Origin of the sequence: Nonomuraea sp. NPDC049649 (assembly GCF_040675175.1) — a bacterium.
Lineage (GTDB): Bacteria > Actinomycetota > Actinomycetes > Streptosporangiales > Streptosporangiaceae > Nonomuraea.
Map to the genome: position 1 here is coordinate 71978 of NZ_JBFAOH010000026.1, position 7714 is coordinate 79691.

Below are 7714 nucleotides of genomic sequence, written 5' to 3' on the forward strand. Positions count from 1 at the left end.
GAGCACATATCGGCGGCCTCTACCTATGCGAGCCCCCTGGTCCGGGTTTCTGCTGATCAGCAGGGGGTTTGTCGCGGATGGTGCTGAAGCCGATCATAGCGGGCGATGTGCCGATGATGTTTCGGCGGGGGCAGACTGGGTTCGGGCTCTCGGGGGCTTGGACTATCTAGCCCCTCGCAAGACATCCACGCGGCAGGTCGGCGGAGTACGTCGATGAGCCGAGCGCTCGCAAATCCCGTCGAGCTGCTCCCTCGCACTGCGCCAATTATGATCTTGGAGCACTTCTTTACCCGAGATTTGGCGCGGGGAGACGATTACCACTTATGTCGGCATACAGCGGGGCCCGGCTATGGGCGGCGCTCACGGCCGTCCCCCTCGCCGTGCTACAGAGCGCAGCGGCGGGGTGCCGGAGCTCGGTCCGGCCCGGTCGAGGTCGGGAGCCCCGGTCGATTCCCGGCCTTCGGCGGGGTGTGGCCGCGCCGGGGTTGCATGCGAGAGGCATGGGGCATGAGAGGCTGGAGGTGCGCGGGAACGAGTGAGCATACTGTGACAAAAGGCCGCGTCAGGTGGGCAAAGCGGGGTGGCGGCGTCCAACGGATTTCGGAATCCGGGTAGCGTTCGCACTATGGCATCGCCTACAGGAACCTCCGACGCGCCCTTCGGCCGCATGCTGACCGCCATGGTCACGCCGTTCACGCCTGATGGCGCGGTCGACTATTCGGCGGCGCGGCGGCTCGCCACCTACCTGGTGGACGAGCAGCGCAACGACGGACTGATCGTCAGCGGGACGACAGGAGAGTCCCCGACCACCTCCGATGAGGAGAAGGCCCGCCTGCTCGGCACGGTCCTCGAGGCCGTCGGCGACCGGGCGACCGTGGTGGCCGGGGCCGGCACCAACGACACCCGCCACAGCGTCGAACTTGCTCGACAGGCCGCGCGGGAAGGCGCTCACGGCCTTCTCGTGGTGACCCCGTACTACAACAAGCCCCCGCAAGAGGGCCTGTATCGGCACTTCTCCGCCGTGGCCGACGCCACGGAGCTGCCGGTCATGCTGTACGACATCCCGGGGCGCAGCGGTGTGCAGATCAAGACCGAGACGCTGATCCGGCTGGCTCAGCACGACCGCATCGTGGCCGTGAAGGACGCCAAGGGCGACCTCTTCGGTGCCAGCCAGGTGATGAACGCCACCGATCTCGCCTTCTACTCCGGCGACGACCTGCTCAACCTGGCCTGGCTCTCGCTGGGCGCGGCGGGCTTCGTCAGCGTGATCGGTCATGTGGTGGGCGACCAGCTCGCGCGCATGATCCAGCTCCATCGCAACGGCGATGTCGAGCAGGCGCGCGCGATCCACCGGCAGGTGGCGCCCGTGGTCGAGGGAATCATGATGAGCGCGGGCGGCGCGATCATGTCGAAGGCCGCACTGAGCATGGTGGGCATGCCGGTCGGGCCGGTGCGCCTGCCGCTCGTGCCCCCAACAGAGAAGCAGATCGCCGAGCTGCGTGCTTGCCTGGTGGCCGGCGGGGTGAAGTTGACAGATATCTAGATACGGGGAGGAACTGCGAGTTTTGAGCACGCGATATGACCATGGGGGCCGGGCATGAGCCATCCGCATCCTGATCTCGGCCCCCCTCCGAAGCTGCCACGTGGCGGCTTGCGCATCGTCGCGCTGGGCGGGCTGGGCGAGATCGGCAGGAACATGGCGGTCTTCGAGTACGCCGGCCGCCTGCTGATCGTCGACTGCGGGGTACTCTTCCCCGATCCCGAGCAGCCGGGCGTCGACCTGATCCTGCCCGACTTCGAGTACATCAGAGACCGGCTCGACCAGGTCGAGGCCGTCATCCTGACGCACGCCCACGAGGACCACATCGGCGCGGTGCCGTACCTGCTGCGCGAGCGGCGGGACATCCCCCTCGTCGGTTCCAAGCTCACCCTGGCGTTGATCGAGGCGAAACTCACCGAGCACCGCATTCAGCCGGTGAAGAGGCTGGTCGTGGAGGGTGAGCGACACACGTTCGGGCCGTTCGACTGCGAGTTCCTGGCAGTCAACCACTCCATCCCGGACGCGCTGGCGGTGGCCATCAGGACGCCCGCCGGCATCGTGCTGCACACCGGCGACTTCCGCATGGACCAGTTGCCGAGCGACGGCCGCCTCACCGACCTGGGCGGTTTCGCCCGGCTCGGTAGCGAGGGCGTCGACCTGCTGATGTCCGACTCGACGAACGCCGAAGTGCCGGGGTTCGTCACCAGCGAGCGGGAGATCGGCCCGGTCATCGACGAGGTCATCCGTACCTCTGAGCAGCGGGTGATCGTGGCGAGCTTCGCCTCGCACGTGCACCGCATCCAGCAGGTCATCGACGCCGCGTCCAAGCACGGGCGCAAGGTGGCGCTCGTCGGCCGCTCGATGGTGCGCAACATGGGGGTCGCCCGCGACCTCGGCTACCTCAAGGTGCCGCCGGGCCTGGTCGTCGACACCCGCGACATCGAGCAGTGGCCGCCGCAGGACGTGGTGCTGATCTGCACCGGGTCCCAGGGCGAGCCGATGGCCGCCCTGTCGAGGATGGCGAACCGCGATCACCCCATCCGCATCACCGAAGGCGACACGGTGCTGCTCGCGTCGTCGCTGGTGCCGGGGAACGAGACCGCGGTCAACAAGGTGATCAACGGGTTGACCCGCTGGGGTGCCCGTGTCGTGCACAAGGGCAATGCCAAGGTGCACGTCTCCGGTCACGCGGCGGCAGGTGAGCTGCTTTACGTGCTCAACCTGACCCGGCCCTCCAACTTCATGCCGGTCCACGGAGAATGGCGGCACCTGCGGGCGCACGCCAAGCTGGCCGCGCTCACCGGCGTGCCGGAGGACCACATCGTGATCGCCGAGGACGGCGTCGTCGTCGACCTCGTCGACGGCCGCGCCAGGATCGTCGGCGCGGTGCACGCGGGTTACGTGTACGTCGACGGCTCGTCGGTCGGCGAGATCACCGACGTGTCGCTCAAGGACCGGAGGATCCTGGGCGACGAGGGCTTCATCTCCGTGGTCGTCGTGGTCGACTCGACCACCGGCAAGATCACGGCGGGGCCGGAGATACACGCGCGCGGTTCGGGCATCGATCCGGCGCAGTTCGAAGAGTTCATCCCCCAGATCGAGAAGGCGCTTGAAGAGAAGGCCGCCGACGGGGTGGTCGACATGCAGGAGATCCGCCGTGTGGTGCGCCGCACGGTGGGCCGCTGGGTGAGCGACACCTACCGCCGCCGACCGATGATCATTCCTGTGGTGCTGGAGGTCTGAGTCGCGCACCGGTACGGCAGGCATACCCTGCCGTACCGGAGGAGCGAAGTATGCGGCAGAGGCCCAAGCAGCGGCACGGCGGATGTGCTTCGCCGCCGTGACGTGGCTTTCGGAGGGCGCAAAAGCTCCTCCCGGACAAGGTGGGGGCGGCATCTCAGACGTCCCTCCGCCGCAGCAGCCACAGGCCCGCGAGCACAGGCAGCAGCGCATAAGCGGCCAGCAGCCCCGCCGCGGCCCACGGCGGCAGCGACGTGCCGTAGATGCCCGGAGTGGTGAAGTCGCCGCTGATCTGCCGGGGAAGGGCGATGATCATGACTGAGCCGAGCCACTCGTCCCACGGCGCGGGGAACTTGCTCACGATCATCGGGATGACGTAGACGAGCCCCACGAGCAGCGCGATCGCGCCCGCCGTGGAGCGCAGGATCGTCCCCAGACCCAGCCCCAGCAGCGCGAACGCCGGAACGGTCAGGGCGAAAGCGGCCAGCAGCGGCAGTTTGTCGGTGAACGGCGTCTGGTAGAGACCGCCGAAGCGGTCACCGATGATCCATCGGCACACGACGTGCGTGCCGAACACCACCGCCGGTCCTGTCACCAGCCCGATGAGACCGACGACGGCAGCCTTGGCCGTCAGCACCGGCCAGCGCCTGGGGACCATCGTGAAACTGCTCCTGATCAGGCCCGTCGCGTACTCGGAGGTCATGGCCAGCACGCCGAGGACGCCGAGGGCGAGCAGGGGAAGCATCAGCACGACCTCCTCCAGCTCCGCGACGCTCGCACGGGCCTGCTGGGCCGGGGACGCGCTGTCGTACATGCCGGCCGCCATCTGGGCGAGGCCGGCGCCTAGGAGGACCCCGCCGAGGGCCAGCAGGACGGTGAGCCTGCTCGAACGTACGGAACGGAACTTCAGCCACTCCGCGGACAGCACGTCCCTCATGATCTCCCCGCTCCGTACTCGACGCTGCTCGCGGTGAGCGTGAGGTAGGCGTCTTCCAGGGTCGGATACCGCGCGGTGAGCTCCGCGACCGTGGCCTCCGCGATCAGCCTGCCCTTGCCCACGATGACGATGTGGTCGGCGGTCAGCGCCATCTCGCTCATCAGGTGGCTGGAGAGCAGGATCGTCCTGCCCTGGGCGGCGAGCGTGCGCATCAGGTCGCGGATCCAGCGGACGCCGTCGGGGTCGAGCCCGTTGACCGGCTCGTCGAAGATCAGCACGCCGGGGTCGCCGAGCAGCGCGGCGGCGATGCCGAGCCGCTGTTTCATGCCAAGGGAGAAGCCGCCCACGGGTCTGCGGGCGACGCCGGTCAGGCCGACCCGCTCCAGCGCCTCGGTCACGCGCCGCGGGCCGATGCCGTTGGTGCGGGCCAGGCAGAGGAGATGGTCGTAGGCGCTGCGGGAGCCGTGGACCGCGTTGGCGTCGAGGAGGGCGCCGACCTCGTGGACGGGTCTGCGGAGAGAGGCGTAGCGCCTGCCGTTGACCAGGGCCTCGCCCGACGTGGGGGCGCACAGGCCGAGGATCAGGCGCATGGTCGTCGACTTGCCCGCGCCGTTGGGGCCCAGGAAGCCGGTCACCAGGCCCGGACGTACGGAGAATGACAGGTCGTCGACGGCGAGCGTGGCGCCGTAGCGTTTGGTGAGGTGCTTGAGCTCGATCACGTTGCAAAGCGTGCGGCACGGGGTGGCCTCGGCACATCGAACCACGGGTTGAACCTCAAAGTCAGACCACGGGCTGACGTACGCGGTCGCGATCGCGGCTACTTTTCTTCGCGTGAACGAGTCGCACCGCCTCTTCGTGGGACCGCTGGGCCGCTCCCAGCTGATCGCGCTGGACGCAGCCGCCGCGCTGGGCTTCGCTCTGGTCGCCCTGACGGCGACGGTCGACGCCGACATTCCGCCGTGGGCCAGGCTGGCCATCCCGCTGGGCCTGGGGCTTCCGCTGGCGCTGAGAAGAGTGTGGCCGCTGCCGGTCTTCCTCCTCACGCTGGTGCTGGCCGTCGCCGCCGTGGTGAGCGGCGCGTTCGGCATCGCGTACATGTCGCCCGCGTACGCGCTCTACCTGGTGGCGGCGACGGAAGACCGGGGCAGCTGGCTCCCCACCACGGCGATCGGGGCGCTCGCCCTGCTGACGGGGATCGGCCTGGTCACGGTGGGTGTTTCGGCTCACCCGGAGGGGGCCGGCCGGCTGCTGGGCATCGACGATGCGCTGTTCGGCATCGCCGCACTCGGCGGCGCCTGGACCGTGGGCCGCGCCGTCCGCGAACGGCGGATGTACGCGGCCCGTCAGGCCGAGCGGCTGGCTGAGCAGGCCGTGGCCGAGGAGCGGCTGCGCATCGCCCGGGAGCTGCACGACGTGGTGACCCACAACGTGGGGCTGATCGCCGTGAAGGCGGGAGTGGCCAACCACGTGCTGGCCACGAAGCCGGAGGAAGCTCACGACGCCCTGCGCGTGATCGAGATGGCCAGCAGGAACGCGCTGGTCGAGATGCGTCATCTGCTGGGGGTGCTGCGGTCCTCCGACGCGCCCGCCCGCGATCCCGCGCCGGGGCTTCATGGGTTGAGCGACCTCGCCCAGCAGGCCAGGCAGGCAGGGGTGGACGTGAAGCTCGACATTCGGGTGGGCGGAAGCCGGTTCGAGTCCGCGGGTCAGGACGGCGTGCGGGAACCCGCGGCAGGTGGAGAACGAGGGGTGGCCGGAGCGCTATCTCAGCGGGCTGGGCCGTCCGGGAGGGACAGGCAGCCGGGTCAGTCGGCGGAGGTGTCCTACCGGGCGGGCCGGGATGTTGACGGGGAGTGTCCTGCTGGGGGTGGGAACCCCGATGGGGAGGGCTTTGCTGGGGTCGGGGGCGTCGAAGGGGCGCGGTCTGTCGAGGGCAGGTCCCCGCTTGGGGATGGGGTGCCCGAGGGGGAGGGCTTTGCTGGGGTCGGGGGCGCCGAAAGGACACGGTCTGCCGAGGGCGGGTCGCCGTCTGAGGGCGTAGGCACCGAGGGAGAGGGCTCTGCTTTGGGCGGAGGCGTCATAAGGGCGGGACCTCCCGAGCGCGAATCGCCGTCTGGGGCTGGGAACGTCGAGGCAGAGTGGCGTGCTGGAGGGCCGAGCGCTGAGCGGAAGGGTTCTGCTGTGCGCGGGGGCGCGGAGGGGGAGGTGCCTGCTGCGGATAGGGGCGTCGAAAGGGCGGGGTCTGCCGCGGGTGGGGCACCGCTGGGGGATGGGGGCGCTGAGTGGGAGGAGCCTGTAGTGCGCGGGGCCGCCGAGGGGGAGGGGGCTGTGGAGAGCGGGTCGCTGCTTGGGGCAGGGCGGGGGAGGTTGCCCGAAGGGGTGGAGTTGTCGGTGTACCGGATTGTGCAGGAGGCCCTCACCAACGTGGTCAAGCATGCGGCGCCTGCGCGGTGTCTGGTGTCGGTGGTCGACGACGGGAGAGTGGTACGGATCGAGGTCGCTGATGACGGGCCCGGTCACCGCATGCTCCCAGGCAAGGGAACTGGTCACGGTCTGATCGGGATGCGGGAACGGGTCATGATGTACGGCGGGACGTTCGAGGCGGGGGCGCTGGCCGGTCAGGGCTTCCGGGTCTCGGCCAGCCTGCCCTACGGGGATTCACTTCGGCTCTCCCATGAGGAACGGTGATGCATGATCCGGGTGCTGATCGCGGACGATCAAGCCTTGCTCAGGGGCAGCTTCCGGGTTCTGGTGGACTCCGAGCCGGATCTGGAGGTGGTGGGAGAAGCCTCGACGGGGGCGGAAGCCGTGGCCGTCGCCGAGCGGGAGCAGCCCGACGTCGTGCTCATGGATGTCCGGATGCCCGGGATGGACGGCATCGAGGCGACGAGACAGATCGGGAAGGCCAGTCGGGTCCTCATCGTGACCATGTTCGATCTGGACGCCTACGTTTATGACGCGCTGCGGGCCGGGGCTAGTGGGTTCCTGTTGAAGGACACGCCTCCGGCTGACCTGCTCAACGCGATCAGAGTGGTGGCCGGGGGAGAGGCGCTGCTGGCTCCGACGGTGACGCGACGGCTGATCGAGGAGTTCGTCCGGATGCCCGCTCCACTCCGGGTGCGCGGGCTGGAGGGGATCACGGAGCGGGAGCGGGAGGTGCTGGTTCTGATCGCAGGGGGACTGTCCAATCTGGAGATCGCCAAGCGTCTGCAGCTCAGTCTGGCGACGGTCAAGACCCACATCAACCGTCTGCTGACCAAGCTCGACGCCCGGGATCGGGCCCAGTTGGTGATCGCGGCTTACGAGAGCGGGCTGGTGGTGGCGGCTCGGTGAGTGCTGTGACTGTGGTGAGTGGTCCCAGGGGGGTCCGTCTCGGTGGATCGTCATGTCCTGGGGGCGGGTGGTCGCGTCCTCGGAGCGGTGTAAAAAGCTCGACGAGGTAGGTGCCGTGGGTGGATCTTAGGCGGCCTCGGTGACGGGTGCCAAGGCCGGATCAT

At 69.0% G+C, this 7714-nt stretch carries 6 protein-coding genes; 4 read left to right on the plus strand and 2 right to left on the minus strand.

The annotated features are described in order from the left end of the window. The first annotated feature begins 625 nt into the window (after positions 1–625). A complete protein-coding gene (gene dapA, locus AB0J42_RS27135) occupies positions 626–1543 on the plus strand; it encodes a 4-hydroxy-tetrahydrodipicolinate synthase (RefSeq protein ID WP_364299177.1) in 918 nt (305 codons plus the stop codon). Positions 1544–1597: 54 nt separating this feature from the next. Further along, positions 1598–3283: a ribonuclease J gene (locus AB0J42_RS27140; protein WP_364299179.1), complete on the plus strand. Its 1686-nt coding sequence runs from the start codon at positions 1598–1600 to the stop codon at positions 3281–3283. 154 nt (positions 3284–3437) lie between these two features. Here AB0J42_RS27140 and AB0J42_RS27145 read toward each other — a convergent pair whose 3' ends face one another. Next, positions 3438–4217 (minus strand): ABC transporter permease subunit, encoded by a 780-nt coding sequence (locus AB0J42_RS27145; protein ID WP_364299181.1) that lies wholly within the window; start codon positions 4215–4217, stop codon positions 3438–3440. After that, positions 4214–4936 (minus strand): ATP-binding cassette domain-containing protein, encoded by a 723-nt coding sequence (locus AB0J42_RS27150; RefSeq protein ID WP_364299183.1) that lies wholly within the window; start codon positions 4934–4936, stop codon positions 4214–4216. Before AB0J42_RS27150 ends, AB0J42_RS27145 begins: the two co-directional genes overlap by 4 nt. Before the next feature lie 112 nt (positions 4937–5048). Here AB0J42_RS27150 and AB0J42_RS27155 point away from each other — a divergent pair, with 112 nt between their 5' ends. Both AB0J42_RS27155 and AB0J42_RS27160 read left to right on the plus strand, forming a co-directional pair. Continuing rightward, complete coding sequence (locus AB0J42_RS27155; RefSeq protein WP_364299185.1) at positions 5049–6905, plus strand: histidine kinase; 1857 nt, start codon at positions 5049–5051, stop codon at positions 6903–6905. Positions 6906–6908: 3 nt separating this feature from the next. After that, positions 6909–7550 (plus strand): response regulator transcription factor, encoded by a 642-nt coding sequence (locus AB0J42_RS27160; RefSeq protein WP_364299187.1) that lies wholly within the window; start codon positions 6909–6911, stop codon positions 7548–7550. Positions 7551–7714 lie beyond the last annotated feature (164 nt).